At 44.2% G+C, this 16067-nt stretch carries 13 protein-coding genes and 10 tRNA genes; 11 read left to right on the top strand and 12 right to left on the bottom strand.

The features are described from left to right. Nucleotides 1-99: 99 nt before the first annotated feature. The 5 genes from AC4JOV_RS03115 to ileS all read right to left on the bottom strand — a co-directional run bounded on the left by AC4JOV_RS03115 (nt 100) and on the right by ileS (nt 7491). Nucleotides 100-1362 (bottom strand): O-acetylhomoserine aminocarboxypropyltransferase/cysteine synthase family protein, encoded by a 1263-nt coding sequence (locus AC4JOV_RS03115; RefSeq protein WP_229936605.1) that lies wholly within the window; start codon nt 1360-1362, stop codon nt 100-102. A 348-nt stretch (nt 1363-1710) separates the two neighbouring features. Further along, a complete protein-coding gene (gene guaB, locus AC4JOV_RS03110; protein ID WP_229936606.1) occupies nt 1711-3156 on the bottom strand; it encodes an IMP dehydrogenase in 1446 nt (481 codons plus the stop codon). A 108-nt stretch (nt 3157-3264) separates the two neighbouring features. Further along, complete coding sequence (gatA, locus tag AC4JOV_RS03105; RefSeq protein ID WP_229936607.1) at nt 3265-4611, bottom strand: Asp-tRNA(Asn)/Glu-tRNA(Gln) amidotransferase subunit GatA; 1347 nt, start codon at nt 4609-4611, stop codon at nt 3265-3267. A 10-nt stretch (nt 4612-4621) separates the two neighbouring features. After that, a complete protein-coding gene (locus AC4JOV_RS03100; RefSeq protein ID WP_256444089.1) occupies nt 4622-4744 on the bottom strand; it encodes a hypothetical protein in 123 nt (40 codons plus the stop codon). Further along, nucleotides 4744-7491 carry an isoleucine--tRNA ligase gene (gene ileS, locus AC4JOV_RS03095; RefSeq protein WP_229936608.1) on the bottom strand — a complete coding sequence of 916 codons (2748 nt, stop codon included), beginning with the start codon at nt 7489-7491 and terminating at the stop codon, nt 4744-4746. Before ileS ends, AC4JOV_RS03100 begins: the two co-directional genes overlap by 1 nt. Before the next feature lie 495 nt (nt 7492-7986). On the opposite strand from ileS, the gene AC4JOV_RS03090 reads away from it, so the two are divergent. From AC4JOV_RS03090 to AC4JOV_RS03040, 11 genes are all read left to right on the top strand, one after another. Next, nucleotides 7987-8469 (top strand): CinA family protein, encoded by a 483-nt coding sequence (locus tag AC4JOV_RS03090; protein ID WP_229936609.1) that lies wholly within the window; start codon nt 7987-7989, stop codon nt 8467-8469. 86 nt (nt 8470-8555) lie between these two features. Then, nucleotides 8556-8631: transfer RNA gene (locus AC4JOV_RS03085), tRNA-Lys, on the top strand. Nucleotides 8632-8659: 28 nt separating this feature from the next. Next, nucleotides 8660-8735 (top strand) — tRNA-Glu (locus AC4JOV_RS03080). 14 nt (nt 8736-8749) lie between these two features. Continuing rightward, nucleotides 8750-8825: transfer RNA gene (locus tag AC4JOV_RS03075), tRNA-Val, on the top strand. Nucleotides 8826-8896: 71 nt separating this feature from the next. Continuing rightward, nucleotides 8897-8973, top strand: a tRNA-Asp gene (locus tag AC4JOV_RS03070). A gap of 17 nt (nt 8974-8990) precedes the next feature. Continuing rightward, nucleotides 8991-9066 (top strand) — tRNA-Lys (locus tag AC4JOV_RS03065). A 20-nt stretch (nt 9067-9086) separates the two neighbouring features. Continuing rightward, a tRNA-Val gene (locus AC4JOV_RS03060) sits at nt 9087-9162 on the top strand. A gap of 14 nt (nt 9163-9176) precedes the next feature. Then, a tRNA-Asp gene (locus tag AC4JOV_RS03055) sits at nt 9177-9253 on the top strand. A 17-nt stretch (nt 9254-9270) separates the two neighbouring features. After that, a tRNA-Lys gene (locus AC4JOV_RS03050) sits at nt 9271-9346 on the top strand. Nucleotides 9347-9366: 20 nt separating this feature from the next. Continuing rightward, a tRNA-Val gene (locus tag AC4JOV_RS03045) sits at nt 9367-9442 on the top strand. Between the two features lie 112 nt (nt 9443-9554). Continuing rightward, nucleotides 9555-9631 (top strand) — tRNA-Asp (locus tag AC4JOV_RS03040). A 364-nt stretch (nt 9632-9995) separates the two neighbouring features. Here the strand turns inward: AC4JOV_RS03040 and AC4JOV_RS03035 are convergent. From AC4JOV_RS03035 to AC4JOV_RS03005, 7 genes are all read right to left on the bottom strand, one after another. Beyond that, nucleotides 9996-10388, bottom strand: a complete 393-nt coding sequence (locus tag AC4JOV_RS03035; RefSeq protein WP_229936610.1) for a hypothetical protein — start codon at nt 10386-10388, stop codon at nt 9996-9998. Nucleotides 10389-10399: 11 nt separating this feature from the next. Then, nucleotides 10400-10657 carry a hypothetical protein gene (locus tag AC4JOV_RS03030; RefSeq protein WP_229936611.1) on the bottom strand — a complete coding sequence of 86 codons (258 nt, stop codon included), beginning with the start codon at nt 10655-10657 and terminating at the stop codon, nt 10400-10402. Between the two features lie 505 nt (nt 10658-11162). Further along, nucleotides 11163-12455, bottom strand: coding sequence for a histidinol dehydrogenase (hisD, locus tag AC4JOV_RS03025; RefSeq protein ID WP_229936612.1), 1293 nt, complete (start codon nt 12453-12455; stop codon nt 11163-11165). Then, nucleotides 12452-13327 carry a 1-aminocyclopropane-1-carboxylate deaminase/D-cysteine desulfhydrase gene (locus AC4JOV_RS03020; protein WP_229936613.1) on the bottom strand — a complete coding sequence of 292 codons (876 nt, stop codon included), beginning with the start codon at nt 13325-13327 and terminating at the stop codon, nt 12452-12454. The genes hisD and AC4JOV_RS03020 overlap by 4 nt, the downstream gene beginning before the upstream one ends. A gap of 101 nt (nt 13328-13428) precedes the next feature. Beyond that, nucleotides 13429-14502, bottom strand: a complete 1074-nt coding sequence (gene fbaA, locus AC4JOV_RS03015) for a class II fructose-bisphosphate aldolase (RefSeq protein ID WP_229936614.1) — start codon at nt 14500-14502, stop codon at nt 13429-13431. A gap of 63 nt (nt 14503-14565) precedes the next feature. Continuing rightward, nucleotides 14566-15177: a hypothetical protein gene (locus tag AC4JOV_RS03010; RefSeq protein WP_229936615.1), complete on the bottom strand. Its 612-nt coding sequence runs from the start codon at nt 15175-15177 to the stop codon at nt 14566-14568. A gap of 18 nt (nt 15178-15195) precedes the next feature. Further along, a complete protein-coding gene (locus tag AC4JOV_RS03005) occupies nt 15196-16035 on the bottom strand; it encodes a peptidylprolyl isomerase (protein ID WP_229936616.1) in 840 nt (279 codons plus the stop codon). Nucleotides 16036-16067 lie beyond the last annotated feature (32 nt).

Here is a 16067-nt window from a genome sequence, read left to right as displayed (position 1 = left end):
CGGTATTTGTTAATAGCGCTATTTTATCCAATTTGGGTTTAAATCGAGTAGAAGATTTTCTGCCTCTTAGGGGGCGTAGAGGATCTACCCCCGATATGATCATTGATTCAGTGCCTGTTCCAGGTCATCCATCAAGTCTTGAGTATCCTCAAGCCCTACGGAGAGTCTTACCAAGCCGCCCGGAACACCTGCATCGATAAGCTCTTGGGCTGAGAGCTGTTGATGTGTCGTTGAAGCCGGGTGGGTAATGATGGATTTGCTGTCACCGATATTTACCACGAGTGAAAAGATCTTTGTGGCATCTGCTATCTTCTGAGCGGTCTCTTTGTCCTCTACTTCAAAGGAGAGTAGTCCACTGTGTCCTCCCTTGAAATAGTTCTGCCCCATCACATAGTTATGGTCAGACTCAAGCCCCGGATAGTTTACCTTTTTCACTTTTGGATGTGCTTCAAGGAATTTTGCAATCGCCAATGCAGAATCAGAGTGCTGTCTCATACGAAGAGAAAGTGTCTCCAGCCCCTGGATATAGAGCCAGGAGTTGAACGGACTCGGTGCGGCACCAAGATCACGCAGCAGAGACAACCTTACTCTCAGACAAAAGAGCGGGAGAGGAAGGTCAGAGTAGACAAGCCCGTGATAACTCTCATCAGGTTCGTTGAAATGGTAATAGCGCGGATTATCTTTGATCTTCTCAACCAGATTTTCTCTCTCTACGATGATCCCGCCGATGGCAAGCCCCTGCCCTGTCGTATATTTACTTGCCGAGTGTACGACCAGATCACATCCAAGGCTGAGCGGGTTGCAAAAGATAGGTGTCGCTACCGTGTTGTCCACACAAGTCAGGATATCATGTCTCTCAGCAATCTCTGTAATCGCATCAAAGTCCGCGACATCTACACTCGGGTTGGTAATACTCTCAAATAAGATCAGTTTCGTCTTTGCATCGATAAGCGCTTCCAGTTCATTAGGGTTTTGTACATCAAAATAACGTGTCTCTATCCCAAACCTTTTGATCGTATGCCCGGTAAGTGTCGTCGTACCGCCATAAACCTGCTTCGCAACGACAATATTGTCACCCGCTTCTGCGACATTGGCAATCGCATAAAAGATCGCTGCCATACCTGATGCCGTACCGACAGCTGCTGCTCCGCCTTCAAGTGCAGCAAAACGTTTCTCAAAAACATCTGTTGTAGGGTTCATCAATCTTGTATAGATATTTCCGAGCTCTTTCAACTCAAAAAGGTTTGCAGCATGCTCTGTATCTCTGAACTCATAGGCTGTACTCTGGTAGATAGGTACGGCCATCGTACCCTGTGCATCTTTCTCATATCCCGCATGAATCGCAAGTGTTTGTTGCTCCATTAGCGTTCCTTATCTGATAATATTAGGTCAATTATAGCTTTTGAATGCTTGTAATTACTTGCATTCTCATTACCTCTCTTCCAAGACTCAAGACGTACTCCGATTTGATACAGTTATCCCTTATATTCCCTCATTAGATGACAATAAAATGTAAACCGTCGGTATGATATTCTTCCGGGACTGAAATAAAAAAGTCCATAATGATGTATCTATTTAAACGAGCATCTCATAGAATCTATTGATTAAAAAAGGGGAAGAGACATTTTATTGTATAAAAAACCAATCAGGAATTTGTATCGGAATAACTATTCTCCAACAAAAAGTTGGAGAATTCAGAAGCACACTAGATTATGAAAAATAGTTTGGAGACTCTTTGGTGATCGTTACATCGTGCACGTGGGACTCTTTAAGTCCTGCGGATGTGATCTCAACAAACTCTGCTTTTTCCCAGAATGTCTTGATGTCTTTTGAACCGCAGTACCCCATAGAAGATCTTAGCCCTCCAATCATCTGGTGAATCACATCACCGATTCTACCTCTGTACGGTACACGTCCTTCGATCCCTTCCGGAACAAGCTTGTCTGCTGCCGTACCTTCCTGGAAGTATCTGTCCGTACTTCCTTTGGTCATCGCACCGATACTTCCCATTCCTCTGTACTCTTTGAACTGTCTACCGTTGAAAAGGATCATCTCACCCGGTGCTTCGTAGGTACCTGCCAGTGCACTACCAAGCATCACTGAGCTTGCACCTACTGCCAATGCTTTCGCTACGTCACCTGAGTATCTGATACCACCATCTGCTATGACCGGTACGCCCGCTGCATTTGCAACCTCTGCAACTTCATCGATCGCAGACATTTGAGGTACACCCACACCTGCTACGACACGTGTTGTACAGATCGAACCAGGTCCGATACCTACTTTTACACCATCCGCACCGGCTTCGATCAGATCTTTCGCCGCTGCACCGCTGGCAATATTCCCTGCGATCACATCGATATCAAGCTCTGCTTTGATCATTTTCACTGTATCCATGATCCCTTGAGAGTGACCGTGTGCCGAGTCAAGGACGATCACATCCACTCCTGCATCTACCAATGCTCTGGCACGATCAAGTTGACCAACACCGATCGCAGCACCTACTCTAAGACGCCCGTGTTCATCTTTGTTGGCATTTGGGAACTTCTCACGCTTCTCGATGTCTTTGATCGTTACAAGTCCCTGAAGTACACCGTTGTCATCAACAAGAGGAAGCTTCTCTACTTTATGCTCTTGAAGCATTTTAGCCGCTTCATCCAGTGTCGTACCTACTTTTGCAGTGATAAGCGGTGCAGGTGTCATAACATCGGAAACCTTTTGCGTCATATCTGTAATGAAACGCATATCACGGTTTGTGATGATCCCGATGAGTTTCATCTCTGCATCCACTACAGGTACACCGGAGATTCTATACTCTGCCATCAAAGCATCTGCTTCGGCTACACTTTTCTCCGGAGCAATATAGATAGGATCAATAATAATACCGCTCTCGCTTTTTTTCACCTTCATGACCTGTTTTGCCTGAGATTCGATATCCATATTTTTATGGATGATACCGATCCCTCCAAGATGTGCCATAGCAATCGCTGCTCTGTACTCTGTTACCGTATCCATCGCTGCAGATACAATTGGTGTATTAAGCGTAACACGCTTTGTAAGGTTTGTTTTGATACTTACCTCTTTTGGAAGTACAGTTGAGTGCTGTGGTACGAGTAGTACATCTTCAAATGTCAGTGCTCTTTTTTTAATATTCATTATTGTGTGATCCTTTCTTAAGTTTATAGATTATTTTCTTCTTGATAAGAAGCAAAGCTCCTTATCAATTCCTCTCACTAAAGCTTCGGCTTTCACCTCAGAAAAAGCTTAGCTCTTATTATAGTTTACAGCTCTTTCCATACTCAGAGCACCGTCAAACAGGGTTTTTTCATCAAATTTCTTACCAATAAGCTGTAGACCGACCGGCATACCCTCAGCGTTTTTGCCTACCGGAAGTGAAATGGCAGGAAGTCCCACAAGGTTGATCGCAATCGTATACATATCGCTCTTGTACATCTCTAACGGATCTTCGTTCGCTCCGATCTTTGGTGCCACGGATGGGGCAACAGGAGAGAGGATAAGATCACATTCATCAAAGATGGCATTGAATTCAGCCTGGATCAGGTGTCTTACTTTCTGTGCCTTGAGGTAGTAAGCATCATAAAAACCTGAGGAGAGAACGAAGTTTCCAAGAAGGATACGGCGTTTTACCTCTTCACCGAATCCCTCACTTCTTGTGTGGAAGAAGAGCTCCTCAGTCGTTTTTGACTCAGCTCTGGTTCCATATCTTACACCGTCAAATCTTGCCAGGTTTGTTGCGGCTTCCGCTGTTGCCAGGATATAGTAGGTAGCGATATCATACTTGGTATTCTGCATCGTTTTATGCACAACCGTATGACCTGCCTCTTCAAGTGCTTTTATTGTATCCGCATAGGCTTTCTTTACATCCTCGTCAGCTTCAGAGATATAGTTATCGATCACTGCAATGGTCAGTTTTCTATCCGGGTCCATACTGTTTGCAATATCCTCGATCTCAAAATCCGCTGATGTCGAGTCTTTCTCATCATGTCCTTTGATCGCATCATAGAGGATCGCCGCATCTTCCACGTTTTGTGTGATCGGACCTATCTGGTCAAGACTTGAAGCATATGCGGCAAGTCCGTAACGGCTTACACGTCCGTAGGTCGGTTTCATTCCTACTACACCACAGTATGCCGCAGGCTGACGGATAGATCCACCCGTATCTGAACCAAGTGCTGCGATAGCGATACCTGCCGCTACTGCAGCAGCTGATCCGCCCGAACTCCCTCCCGGTACCCTGCTTGTATCGTGCGGGTTTTTAGTGATACCATAGCATGAACTCTCCGTCGTCGACCCCATCGCAAACTCATCCATATTTGCTCTACCAAAGGCCATCATCCCTTTCTCTTTCAGGTTTTTGATCGCTGTAGCTTCATAAGGGGCGATATACCCTTGAAGGATCTTCGATGCTGAAGTAACAGACCATCCTTTTACCTGAATGTTGTCTTTGATCAAGATAGGCACACCCTCACCTGAGCTCTCAAATCCTATATAGGCATTGATATCTGATGCTTTTGCCTTCTCTTCAAGCTCAGTTCTGAGTTGGGCCAGCTCTTCTTTGGACTTTGTTAATGCTTCTTTTAATGTGATCACTCTTTCTTCCTTATTTCCCAAGTTTATTCTTATAATACGCTACGATACCTAAACCTACAGCTACCAATACAAAAATGATAGCGATCGATCCTATAATCACTTCATTTGGTACAGGTTGGCTTAGATCAAACATTAGCCTACTACCTCAGCACATCTGGCACACGCTTCCTCTTCACTCTCAGATACAAACTTCCAACATCTAGGACATTTGTGTGCCGTTGCTTTATGAATACTATAGGTTTTTCCATCTACTTCAAAGCTCGCCAGCTTCACCCCTTCACTCTCTGACTTCACAGCTGATACGACAAACCAGTCTTCCATATCTTTCTCACTCTTAAAGCCGTCGATATCTCCGACAAGTTCAAGTTCAAGTGTTGCTTTAATGATCTTCTCTTTTCTGAGTTTATCAACCTCTTCATAGAACCCTTCTCTGATCTCCATAAGAGAAGAGAGATCAAACGGTGTTTCTACTGCCGGTAGTGTCTCATAAACGAGATCGAAGATATTTTCCATATCACCTTTGAAGATCTTAGGTGCATACTCCAGGATCTCATCTGCCGTATAGGTTAGTACCGGTGCGACAAGACCCAACATAGACTTGGCGATCAATGCCATTGCTGACTGAGCTGCTCTTCTTGTCGTACTCTCTTTTGCATCACAGTAGAGTCTGTCTTTACAGATATCCATATAGATACCGGAGAGTTCATTGGTTAGGAAGTGGTTAAGTATTGCGAATCCTTTAAGGAAATCATTTGCCTCAAAAGATGCTTTCACTGAGGCAAACACCTCCCCTGCTTTTGCAAGGATCCATCTATCCAGCTCTCCATAAGACTCAACTGAAACTATCGCATCCAGGTCATCTACGTTGGCAAGCAGGAATCTAAAGGTATTACGGATCTTTCTATACTGCTCGGCTGTCTGCTTCAAGATGTTATCTGAGATCTTCAGGTCAGATTGATAATCAGAGAGTGCAACCCAAAGTCTGAGGATCTCTGAACCGTACTGATTCACTACCTTGTCAGGAGCGACAACATTCCCTTTTGACTTGGACATCTTCTCACCCTTCTCATCCACGGTAAAGCCGTGAGTGATCAGTGTCTTATACGGGGACTTGCCTTCAATCGCTGAAGAGAGCAGCAGTGAGCTTTGGAACCAACCTCTATGCTGGTCACTTCCCTCGATGTAAAGTGATGTCGGATACTCTCCTGCATCGTAGTTACCGCTCTTGATCACAGAGTTCCACGTTGAACCGCTATCAAACCATACATCAAGAATATCATTAATCTTCTCAAGATCATCCGGATTGTATTTGCTTCCTTCAGGCAACAGTTCAGCGATACTCATCTCATACCATGCATCTGCACCCTTCTCATCAAAGAATGATGCGATATGTGCCAGTACCTCTTCATCCAGGATCACCTCTTTGGTACTCTTGCTTCTAAAGAATGCGATCGGTACCCCCCAGCTTCTCTGACGTGAGATACACCAGTCCGGACGTCCTTCGATCATCGGCTTGAGTCTGTTCTTAGCCGAAGCCGGGAAGAATGCCACATCTTCGATCGCATCAAGGGCTGTTTGACGTAGAGATTTATCTTCACCTTTTGCCGTGTCGTCTACAGAGATAAACCATTGGTTCGTTGCTCTGTAGATCAAAGGTTTTTTCGTTCTCCAACAGTGTGGGTATGAGTGAACAAACTTGCTTTGTTTGAGCAGGTTCTCTCCAAGCAGTTCCAGAATCGGCTCGTTTGCCTTGAAGATATGCATCCCTACAAACTCTTGCGCATCCGGAAGAAGGTTGAGACCTACTACAGATTCATCATAGCACCCTCTCTCATCCACAGGCATGACAACATCAAGACCATTCTTAAGCCCTACTTTGTAGTCATCTTCACCGTGCCCCGGTGCAGTATGTACACACCCTGTACCGCCATCCATTGTTACGTGCTCACCCAGTACTATTTTGGAACTGCGTCCGTTGAGCGGGTTGATCGCTAGAAGCCCGTCCAACTCTCTGGCCGTAAGCTTTCTGCTTGCATGTCCGCTTACAACACCCTCTTCGATCATTGCATCATATCTCGCTTCAGCCACGATATGTCCATCCTCTGTGAGCACATACATCTCTTCAGGGTTGATCGCGATACCTGTGTTTGAAGGAAGTGTCCATGGAGTCGTTGTCCAGATCACAACTCCGGCTTTACCCTCGACTCCGATCTTCTCTTTGGCTGCGTCACTGAGTTCAAAGTGTACATAGATAGAGTAGTCCTCTTTGTCCTCGTACTCCACCTCTGCATCAGCCAATGCAGTTTGTGCAGCCCATGACCAGAAGATCGGTTTATGACGCTCTACCAACAATCCTCTCTTTGCTACCTCACAAAGTGTTCTGTAGATATTTGCTTCAAACTTGAAGTCCATCGTTACATAAGGGTTATCCCAGTCAGCGATACATCCGAGTGATTTAAACCCTTCCCTTTGCAGATCGACGAACTTCGCTGCGTGTGCCCTACAAAGCTCTCTGAACTTCTCTGTCGGCATTGCCTCTTTTTTTGATTTTCCAAGCTTCTCTTCAACTTTTTGCTCGATCGGCAATCCGTGACAGTCCCAGCCCGGGGTCATACGTACTGCTCTCCCCTGAAAGTAGTTATACTTGAGGATAATGTCCTTGAGTATCTTGTTAAGGGCATGTCCGATATGGATATCACCGTTTGCATACGGAGGTCCATCATGCAGTGTGAACATCTCAGCACCGGCACGTTTTGCTTTCATCTGCTCATAGATATCGGCATCAAACCAGGCACTATATTTTTTTGGTTCATTATTGGGGAGGTTTCCGCGCATTGGGAAGTCTGTTTTTGGAAGGAGTAACGTCTCTTTAAAATCCATCTGTGATAACACCTTGAAATGAGGTTTATCATCGTAGTAGATACCTAACCGAATATTTAATGCAGTAATTTCGTTCAGAATCAAGGCAGATTTTTATAAGGAGTAGCCGTAGCTAATTCGAAAAAATCCAACACAGGTTATGGGCGAAAGCACTGCACCCTTTGGGAAGAACGGAAAAGAGCGATCTGCAAGCAAGAAAATCTTCGAATTACCTACAGGTAGTCCTTCAGGTTTCTTCACTCACATCTCACCATTTTTCAATCTTTTAAATGCTCGGGTAGGTATCTAGTGCGGTGATTTACCTCGTGATAATTATCTCGTGATTGTACCCAAAAGAGTATTATAAAACGCTTTTATAATAAGTCCAAAAAACTACGCTTCCTCGCTAGCTGCTTTAACCAAGGAACAACTATAAGATATCTGCATATGACAAGTCACATGCTTAAACGGTATATCATATGATTGACATAGCGATATCTATGTTATACTCCCTATATGAAAAATCTAGAAAAATCCGTTGAAGACCTTATCGAAATACTAAGTAGCAAAGAGCAAACTGTCAGTTTTGCGGAGAGCTGTACCGGAGGACGCATTGCCTCCGCCTTTACTGCAGTCTCAGGCTCCTCCAATATTCTGTACGGTTCCTGTGTCACCTATGCCAATAAGATCAAAGAGGAGTGGCTGGGTGTACCAAAAGAGATTCTCGAGACAAAAGGTGCAGTCAGCCAGGAGTGTGTGGAGTATATGTTAAGAGGGATGCAGAAAATGGCTTCTTCAGACTATACTCTGGCAGTCTCCGGTATCGCTGGGCCAACGGGAGGAACTGAGTTGAAACCTGTAGGTACAGTATATATAGGTCTATTGACACCTGATGGAAACAGTGACATACATCACTGTCTTTTTAAAGGTGACAGGCATCAAGTTCAGGAGCAGGCTACACGTTTTGCCATTGAGCTTTTAGAAAAAAATGTAAAATAGTCGTTTTTTTCCGAAAATCTCTTGACAATAAAAGCTTTCTGAGCTATAATTCCGTCCACTTATTCGAAAGTGTAAGTGCGAGTATTGACCTATTAGCTCAGTTGGTAGAGCAACTCCCTTTTAAGGAGTGGGCCCATGGTTCGAATCCATGATGGGTCACCATTTAATTTATGACTGTTTGGATCTAGATGACCCTTTCATCTAGTGGCCAAGGATACTGCGTTTTCATCGCAGATACAGAGGTTCAAATCCTCTAGGGGTCGCCAAATTAAACAGTTACGGTCGCTTAGCTCAGTTGGTAGAGCGCTACCCTTACAAGGTAGATGTCACAAGTTCGAGTCTTGTAGCGACCACCATTAAAATCTTGTCTTAATTTAAGGTTAAGGTGAGTATAATTTAAGCTCAAATTAAAGTTTGAGATTATGGTGCGGCGGTAGTTCAGTTGGTTAGAATACCTGCCTGTCACGCAGGGGGTCGCGAGTTCGAGTCTCGTCCGCCGCGCCACTTAATTTTGTTTAGATGACCTATTAGCTCAGTTGGTAGAGCAACTCCCTTTTAAGGAGTGGGCCCATGGTTCGAATCCATGATGGGTCACCACCTAAACAAATCCCACTATTGGTCGCTTAGCTCAGTTGGTAGAGCGCTACCCTTACAAGGTAGATGTCACAAGTTCGAGTCTTGTAGCGACCACCATTTTACATTTCGGTGCGGCGGTAGTTCAGTTGGTTAGAATACCTGCCTGTCACGCAGGGGGTCGCGAGTTCGAGTCTCGTCCGCCGCGCCACTTAATTTTGTTTAGATGACCTATTAGCTCAGTTGGTAGAGCAACTCCCTTTTAAGGAGTGGGCCCATGGTTCGAATCCATGATGGGTCACCACCTAAACAAATCCCATCATTGGTCGCTTAGCTCAGTTGGTAGAGCGCTACCCTTACAAGGTAGATGTCACAAGTTCGAGTCTTGTAGCGACCACCATTTAAATAACGCAAATCGAACAAAGTCCGATTTTGCTACGCTAACGCTGTGTTCTCTTCAGCAGAGGGCTTACGAAACCAGTTTCGTTAAAAGCAATAGCAGCCACAACTACGCGGCGGTAGTTCAGTTGGTTAGAATACCTGCCTGTCACGCAGGGGGTCGCGAGTTCGAGTCTCGTCCGCCGCGCCACTTCTTATAAACATAATCAAAATAAAAACAAGCAATAAATTTACTTATAACTTCATAGATCATACACTTCACCAATAAACGAGCGAGCATACAATGCAACACTTACAAGATCATGTCGCTCACATTTCCTTTTTTAGATTCGCTCGTTTTTCTTTTTCTGCTAAAAGAAAAACAAGGAACATAAAATCCAGTTGGATCCATCTCATGATGAATTATAGCTGTTGCTCTAACATAAACTGAAGATATACACCCGAAGGGCACTTCCTCCCTTCGGTCAGGGCGCATTCTCACAAGGAGTAAGAGAAGAATATAAACGATCGTATTCATCCCCTGTCAGTAGATATGGAGAGGAAAGCATCAAAGATTATTTTTTGTCCATCAAAATCTCGGCTTCGGAACGCAGCTTCCGTGTTAAAAAAGAGCGTTCTCTAGCACTCAGAGTATCTACGGATATCCTCTCCTGATCACTAGGTTTCTCTTTTGATTTACCTTTTTTCTCTCTCTTTTCCTCTTTTCGGAACATTGTCAGTATCAGATAGGCTGAAAGAGCGATATTGGAAAAGATCACGGTCCACTTACCTACCAATACATAGGAAAGATACGCGACATTACCTGAAAGCTTCAGATACTCAACGATATCCCCATAGATCCACTGTGACAGCAGTACCATGGAGAGCAATACCACTACGATCGTAAGCCTTCTGCGAAAGCGGTAGATCAGTGTCCAAAGTATGAGTGATCTCACCTGTCGTACCATACCTCTATCCTTTAGAGCAGGCTGATGCCAAGCAGTGCCAGTACGGCAAAGAGGGATTTAGTCTTCAGCTCGTCAATAATCTTTCTCTTCTCTTCAGCCAGCATCACCTCCAGCTCCTCATCACTATACTCATCAAAGCTCTTATGTCTCATCGTAAGCTCTGATTTAAGTGCTAAGACTGCTCTCTCCTGTATGGCCAGATCGATCTGTTCTTTGAGCCTCTCACTGAGTGCACCAAACGGAGTAGTGATGGTTTCGATTAGCTTCATCAAATATACCTTTCAATACTTATTGGCTTTATTATAGCATGTAACGGTTACTGCTTTTTAAATGAGTTAAAATTGAATAGAATGACTTAGAAATAGTAAAAGACACTAGATTTACGGTTAAACGAGCAAGCAGATCATGCAACACTGACAAGTGCATGTCGCTCACATTTCTTTTTTTTGGGTTCGTTCGTTTTTCTTTTTGTGCTAAAAGAAAAACAAGGAACATAAAATATATTTGGAGCCATCTAGCGATGGACTTGAAGTTTTACTGTAGTTTTAGGATTAAGGGATGCATCTAAGGACGCATTCCTGATCAGAAGATCGGGAACGAGAGGGGTAGGTAACAATAAGAAGAAGCATTTGATCTGTAGGTCTGGGTGCCCTCACCCCGACACCATTGACGTTTTCTTTCTATCGAGTGGATGTCGGGATAAGGGTATCCCGACCTACAGTTCCATTTCCCTGAGTTCTTTCACAATTTTTGACGATTGCAACGAGAGATAGTTTAATCCCTTAGACGAATCCTTACAGACTCCTCGTGTGCCGTCAACCCCTCTGTATTGGCGATCATTGCACAGGCTTCACCGATCGCATTGATCCCCTCTTTACTCATAGAGATGATCGATGATTTCTTAAGGAAGTGCTCTACGCTAAGCGGTGAATAGAACTTCGCCGTTCCGCCTGTAGGAAGTGTGTGGTTCGGCCCCGCGATATAGTCACCCACCGGTTCAGGGGTATTTTCACCCAGGAAGATCGCTCCGGCATGTTTGATACTATCAAGCAGGCTCATCGGGTCTTTAGTCACCACCTCAAGGTGCTCCGGTGCGATCTCGTTCATCAGATCAATCGCTTCTTCCATACTGGAGGTCACGATGATCGCCCCTCTCTCTTCGATAGACTTACGCGCGATCGTTTCACGGCTGAGTGTCCCAAGGAACTCTTCTACTTTGTCACTGACTCTGTTTGCAAGTTCACTCTCTGTCGTGATCAGGATCGAACTTGCCATCTCGTCGTGCTCAGCCTGAGAGAGAAGGTCCATTGCAAGATAATCTTCTCTGGCTGTCTCATCAGCCAGGATACCGATCTCAGACGGCCCGGCGATCATGTCAATGTTTACTTCACCGTAAACCAGTTTCTTCGCTGTGGCAACAAAGATATTACCCGGACCTGTGATCACATCTACCTTTGGGATCGTCTCTGTACCGTATGCCATTGCACCGATTGCTGAAGCGCCTCCCACCTTGAAGACCTTTGTCACTTTACAGAGGTGACACGCTGCAAGCAGGAGCTCATTGATCTCATCATCCGGTGTCGGTGTACATACGACGATCTCTTCTACACCTGCTACCTGTGCAGGAATCACGTTCATCAGCAGTGAACTTGGATAGGCTGCCTTGCCTCCCGGGATATAAAGTCCTGCTCTATCTACAGCGGTCACTTTCTGTCCAAGGATAGAACCTGTCTTATCCTCATCCATCCATGTACTCGGCATCAATTTTTGGTGGTATGCTTCGATGCGGTCATAGGCAAGGTGTAGTGCATCGCGAAGTGCAGGATCGATCGATTCATAGGCTTCCGCCATTGCTTCAGGAGAGACCATCAAAGCTTCATCACTTTGCGGTTCCCATCTGTCAAACTTCGCGATCTGCGCTTTGAGTGCACTGTTACCCTCATTTTTAATCTCTTTTAGCAGACCGTTTACGATACTTGTCACACCTTCGATATCCATCTTTCCACGCTCTAAAAGCTCATTAAAATTTGCTTCAAATGTATCATCACTACTGTAAAAAATTTTCACTTTAAGTCCTTATACTTTCTCTCATATCGTGGGAGCATACTCTCATTCCCCAAAATACCACCCTGATGGATGTACAAAACTGGGTTAGAAAAAACCTCTGGGTGCGCCAAAAGTGTACGCCAGCCCAAAGGATCATAAAGAAGATCAAACGTCACTCCCGTTTGTTGTTGTAATTTTAGCCAAATTTTATAGTTATCTCTATAAAGCTTGCCAAAATGGTGCTTTTTCTCAAGCGTCACAATCACAGGATGATGATTTACCTCTTCTTCCAACGCTAAAAACTGTTTTTTCAGATACGCACTATCTCCTACACATGGTGTGGTAAAGACTTTGATATCCGGCAGATGCTTTTGTAAAAAGAGGGCCGTCGTTCCCGTACCGGAAGGTAAAAAGATATTGAGCTTCTCGATACCCTGCTCTTTTTGCCACGCAATGATCTCTTCAGCCAGTATCCTGATACCGTACTCGGACTGATCTTGCCTGCCGCCCTCTTCGACAAAGAGAATACTACTGTCAAAATCTTCTTTACCAGCAATTCTCTCCTCTTTGATCAGCATACCGTTTTTAAGTGCCGCTTCATAATTACCGTGTGGATTTTCTTTTAAAAAATCTGCGATATGATCCACATAGTACTCAAATTTCCATCCTCTCATTTTGGCTAACACCGAGAGTGAATACATGGCATTGGATTGTGCAGAACCGTAAGAGACTATCTTCTTGACAGCAGGAAAGTCATGTATGAAATAGTAGTAGAATTTACGTGCTTTGTTCCCGGAGAAATCCGGATGAAGGAGGTCATCTCTTTTTAGATAAAAAGAGTGACCTTCAAAAGTAATTACTTCTGTAGGTGAGAGAAGATTCAGGTTTGTCATTATCTGTCATCCTCGGGCTACGACCCGGGGATCCATACCTCTAGATTCCCGATCAAGCGGGGAATGACAAGACCTAGTATCTTTAGCACTCAATATCCTACTTAATTTCTGTCGATACAATTTAGGTCGTCAAATGCTTTCTCTAGTCTAGTTACGACAGACTCTTCACCTTTTCTCAACCATTTACGCGGGTCGTAGTAGTTCTTGTTTGGCTTATCTTCACCTTCAGGGTTACCGATCTGCCCCTGAAGATAGTCATGGTTGTCTGCCACATACTCTCTTACACCGTCCCAGAATGCCCATTGGGTATCGGTATCGATGTTCATCTTGATCACACCGTAACTTATCGCTTCACGGATATCTTCCAGTTCTGACCCTGATCCGCCGTGGAAGACAAAGTTTGCCGGTTTTTGGGCAGTACCGAACTTCTCCTGGATATACTTTTGTGAGTTATCGAGTATCTTTGGCGTAAGTACTACGTTCCCTGGCTTATACACCCCGTGTACATTACCGAATGATGCAGCGATCGTAAACCTGTCAGAGATCTTGCCAAGCTCTTCATAGGCATAGGCTACCTCTTCAGGCTGCGTATAGAGCAGTGCATTGTCGATATGAGTATTGTCCACACCGTCCTCTTCACCACCTGTCACACCGAGTTCTATCTCCAATGTCATCCCCATCTTGTCCATACGCTTAAGATACTCTTTACATGTTGCGATATTCTCTTCAAGTGACTCCTCAGAGAGATCGATCATATGTGAAGAGTAAAGCGGTACACCGTATTGTTCAAAATGTGCTTCACTGGCATCAAGCAGTGCATCGATCCAAGGGAGAAGCTTTCTTGCTGCATGGTCGGTATGAAGTACTACAGGTACGCCATACGCTTTTGCCACGGTATGCACATGTTGTGCACCTGAGATCGCACCGAGGATACCGGCTTCATCTGAGGGAAGTCCTTTCCCCGCATAATAGGCTGCTCCACCGTTAGAAAACTGTACGATAACCGGAGAATTTACTTTTTTGGCTGCTTCCATTACTGCATTGACAGACATTGTACTTACAACATTGACTGCGGGGATTGCAAATCCCTCCTCTTTTGCAATCTGAAAAAGCTTTGTGAGATTATCTCCTGTTACAACACCTGCCGGGATCTCATCCATTACTCTTTTAGACATTTCATTCCTTCATCAATTATAGTAGCCGTATTCTACCCGCTTTTTGTATATAACGAGTTTACTTTATTTGAGTTTTACTTTCCCGCTTTCTAAAAGTTCTTTGGTAACCTTATCCTGTGCCAGTTGCAGCATAATCTCTCTTTTAGCCTCTTCAAACTTCGGCATTTTAGGCTCTTCTTTTGACTGTTTTTTCGCAGCCTCTTTGACTGCCTTGATCAACTCTTCATAGGCTTTTTTTGCCTCGTCTTCAGTCACTTTAGTTGTTGAAAGCTTTTTTTGCATCCAGAATCTTGAGATCGCTGCACTCTTCTCCTCACCACTTAGCTCTTTTTGTGCTCTCATCGCAGCTAAGTTTGGAATGGCCATTTCATTAATCAGTGCCAACCTCTGTTCATTACTCGGCAACTTATCAAAATCTGTTACACGCCCCTGTGTTCTTAGTGCCAAATATTTATCTGCCTGCTCTTTAGTGATATTATCACCGTTAATGGTAGCTACCACAGCACTGTCAGCTCTGCTTTTTTGCTCTTTTTTAGCCAAATCAATATTATCCAGATTGACCATCGGCGTATCCTCTTTACCCGCAGACATCAACGAGTTTTTTAATGAATCCGCTGAAAGGCCTGATACACAAAGAAGTACTGCCGCACTTGCACTTAGTAAGTTTTTTTTCATTTTTATTCCTTTTCCCTTTTATTTATTTTTTTCTTTGTTTGTCATATCTGAAATCGTTGCTTTCTTCTTCAACTCTTTAGCCATCTCTTGGATCTTGGTAGTGAATTGCTTCTGTTTTAATGTAGCAACGATTTGAGGTTTCACCTCAGCATATGCCATCGCTGATGCCGGGTTTTTCTTCTCAAGATAGATCACATGGTACCCAAAACGTGTTTTTACAGGCTTTGTGGTGATTTTCCCTTCTTGCAGTGCCCATACAGCCTCGGAAAAAGTAGGTACCATCTGCCCTTTCTTAAAGGTACCGAGATCTCCTCCGTTAGGTCCGGAAGGTCCTGTTGATTTTGATTTTGCCAATGCTACAAACTTCTCTTGCAGTGCTTTACCCTGCAGTGGCTTTAGTTCATCAATGATCTTCTGTGCCTCTTGCTCTGTTGTTACCAGGATATGTCTAGCATGGAGTGTCGCTTCCTGCATAAACTTGTCACTGTTTTTTTCATAAAAGTCTTTCGCTTCACTGTCACTTACAACCACATTATCCAGCTGTTTTTTCATCCAGACATTGATCACAAGTTCAGCTTTGATCATCTCTAAAGTCTTTTTATACTCAGGATCGTTCTCAATCCCCTCTTTTTTTGCAAGCTCACCAAAAAGCACTTTTTCGACCAATCTCTCTTTGATCATCTCCTGTTCCTGAGGCTTGAGATCAGCATAGCTTGTATTCGGTGCAGCCGCAGAGACCAAAACCTGTGCATCCTGCTTCGTGATATTTTTTCCGTTCACAGTTAAAAGTACGTCTGATGCGGCGAGAGAGAGTGTTGCAGCAGCAATAAAAAGTGATGCTTTCGCGAGTTTAAACATTATGATTCTTCCTTCTTCTTATAATTAAATAT

The organism is Sulfurovum sp. MH2-6 (assembly GCF_058374785.1).
The sequence above is the reverse complement of the archived record's forward strand: the minus strand, read 5'-3'. Positions and strand labels throughout refer to the sequence as shown.

Excerpts from the sequence above, each read along its gene's own strand:
- AC4JOV_RS03115 (WP_229936605.1), bottom strand. The coding sequence starts at position 1,362 with ATGGAGCAACAAACACTTGCGATTCATGCGGGATATGAGAAAGATGCA.
- guaB (WP_229936606.1), bottom strand. The coding sequence starts at position 3,156 with ATGAATATTAAAAAAAGAGCACTGACATTTGAAGATGTACTACTCGTA.
- AC4JOV_RS03100 (WP_256444089.1), bottom strand. The coding sequence starts at position 4,744 with ATGTTTGATCTAAGCCAACCTGTACCAAATGAAGTGATTATAGGATCG.
- ileS (WP_229936608.1), bottom strand. The coding sequence starts at position 7,491 with ATGGATTTTAAAGAGACGTTACTCCTTCCAAAAACAGACTTCCCAATG.
- AC4JOV_RS03090 (WP_229936609.1), top strand. The coding sequence starts at position 7,987 with ATGAAAAATCTAGAAAAATCCGTTGAAGACCTTATCGAAATACTAAGT.
- AC4JOV_RS03035 (WP_229936610.1), bottom strand. The coding sequence starts at position 10,388 with ATGGTACGACAGGTGAGATCACTCATACTTTGGACACTGATCTACCGC.
- AC4JOV_RS03030 (WP_229936611.1), bottom strand. The coding sequence starts at position 10,657 with ATGAAGCTAATCGAAACCATCACTACTCCGTTTGGTGCACTCAGTGAG.
- AC4JOV_RS03020 (WP_229936613.1), bottom strand. The coding sequence starts at position 13,327 with ATGACAAACCTGAATCTTCTCTCACCTACAGAAGTAATTACTTTTGAA.
- fbaA (WP_229936614.1), bottom strand. The coding sequence starts at position 14,502 with ATGTCTAAAAGAGTAATGGATGAGATCCCGGCAGGTGTTGTAACAGGA.
- AC4JOV_RS03010 (WP_229936615.1), bottom strand. The coding sequence starts at position 15,177 with ATGAAAAAAAACTTACTAAGTGCAAGTGCGGCAGTACTTCTTTGTGTA.
- AC4JOV_RS03005 (WP_229936616.1), bottom strand. The coding sequence starts at position 16,035 with ATGTTTAAACTCGCGAAAGCATCACTTTTTATTGCTGCTGCAACACTC.